This is a genomic window from Endozoicomonas numazuensis (assembly GCF_000722635.1).
Lineage (GTDB): Bacteria > Pseudomonadota > Gammaproteobacteria > Pseudomonadales > Endozoicomonadaceae > Endozoicomonas_A > Endozoicomonas_A numazuensis.
Map to the genome: position 1 here is coordinate 1 of NZ_JOKH01000017.1, position 1,982 is coordinate 1,982.

1 protein-coding gene is annotated in these 1,982 nt (G+C 41.9%); it reads right to left on the reverse strand.

The annotated features are described in order from the left end of the window. Positions 1–481: 481 nt before the first annotated feature. Complete coding sequence (locus GZ78_RS26760; RefSeq protein ID WP_081870077.1) at positions 482–1,507, reverse strand: ankyrin repeat domain-containing protein; 1,026 nt, start codon at positions 1,505–1,507, stop codon at positions 482–484. Between the last annotated feature and the right edge of the window lie 475 nt (positions 1,508–1,982).

A 1,982-nucleotide genomic window follows, 5' to 3' on the forward strand; every position in this document is an offset into this window, starting at 1 on the left:
GCGGCGAACACAGTGAGGCGTCCCTTTTGCCTGCACTTGTTAAGTGGCCCTGGCCGCTACGATGGTTGGGCTGGCGAGACTCCATTGATATTTTTTGGCACCTGACCTCACCGCCAGCAGATTAATCTATTTTCTGTTTTTTGCTGAGCACTGATTCAGAGTCACTGAGGAGAAAAAAAAGCAAAGCACTTGTAAATGGTTGTCTATTGCTCAGAACTGAAGGACTCCGAACTCTGTGCTGTCGTGGCACAAGGAAAGAAAACCTGAAACCTCTTGCCAGCTCCGCCCAAAATTGAGAAACAGCATACTGCTTGCGCTGGCATTACAAGAAGGATAATACACCTGATCTTGATCGCCAGATGGCACACACCTTCTTCTTTCTACTTGTACGACACTTTCAGATTACTAACCAATCTATCCACCCTGCCACTTAACGCCGCCTTCAGCCGCGCGCCGCAGGCGCGTCGGCTGGAAGGCTTTGTTAGCTTGCGTTCCTGCGACCATATGTACCCAAAATGTAGATTATTAAATGCTGTGGTAATGGTGACTGAAGTATCTGCTGAAATGAGAAAAATATTCTAATATAGTGTGCACTCCATTCTTGCAACGATGGTAATGCAACGTGTTTGCTACTAGTAGCTGAACCTGAACAGCATATAGTCGCAGGTGTTAAAACTCCAATTAAATAATTGTCATTATTACTATGCGCTAAATCTAATGGTATATCACCATTACTGTTAGTCGTAGACGATTGGGCACCATGTTGTATTAAAGCTATTACAAATGTATATGGGAAATTTGAATTTACGACAGCATTATGTAAAAAAGACTGGCCGGAAAAATTCTCTATATTTGGGTTTGCTCCAGATTGTAACAGGAACAAGAAGAAATCAAAATTATGGTTATAAAAAGCCACATATAAAGCAGAATGCCCAGGAGGCCGAATAAAATTAATAAGGTTGTCATTTTCGTTGAGAATAATTTTACCCACCTCCACATTTCCACTAGCAGCTGCTGAACATAATACCGTATTCAATCCCCAGCCAACATCTGAGACTTGGTCGATATTTGAACCAGCATTAATTAATGATTGGACACACAAGGCATTTCCACTATTAACAGCTAGATGTAATGGTGGATGTTCAATAACAGTTTGATAATATTGCGAGGCACAACTTGATTGTAAAAACCGTTTTTTCGGCCTACATCTTAAGTCATATGGGCCAAATCGTTTTGGTTGGTTTAGCCTTTTACAATTTGCACTTAATCCAGAGTTTAAAAAAAGCTTTACAATATCTACCGATCCAATTAATGCTGCATATTGCAATGGCGTGTACAACCCATCTGGATCGACCGCTTTATTGAGATCAACACCTTCTCGTATGATCCTTTTTACCGCTCGTATATCATTGTTTTTTATTGCATCCATAAGAGCTTCATTGCCTGAATAAGCTATCCCAGAAATTAAAAGCAATATGCAAACTAGGAATATATTATACAAATGCATTCAACATAAACTCACGCTATAGAATTTAGAGCTGAAATTATAGACGATGTTGAGCAAGCTAACGCTTGCAGCAGGGGCGGCGAACACAGTGAGGCGTCCCTTTTGCCTGCACTTGTTAAGTGGCCCTGGCCGCTACGATGGTTGGGCTGGCGAGACTCCATTAATATTTTTGGCACCTGACCTCACCGCCAGCAGATTAATCTATTTTCTGTTTTTTGCTGAGCACTGATTCAGAGTCACTGAGGAGAAAAAAAAGCAAAGCACTTGTAAATGGTTGTCTATTGCTCAGAACTGAAGGACTCCGAACTCTGTGCTGTCGTGGCACAAGGAAAGAAAACCTGAAACCTCTTGCCAGCTCCGCCCAAAATTGAGAAACAGCATACTGCTTGCGCTGGCATTGCAAGAAGGATAATACACCTGATCTTGATCGCCAGATGGTACACACCTTCTTCTTTCTACTTGTACGGCACTTTCA

What these genes read in the sequence shown, in the direction of transcription:
- GZ78_RS26760 (WP_081870077.1), bottom strand. Translation starts at nt 1,507, where the DNA reads ATGCATTTGTATAATATATTCCTAGTTTGCATATTGCTTTTAATTTCT.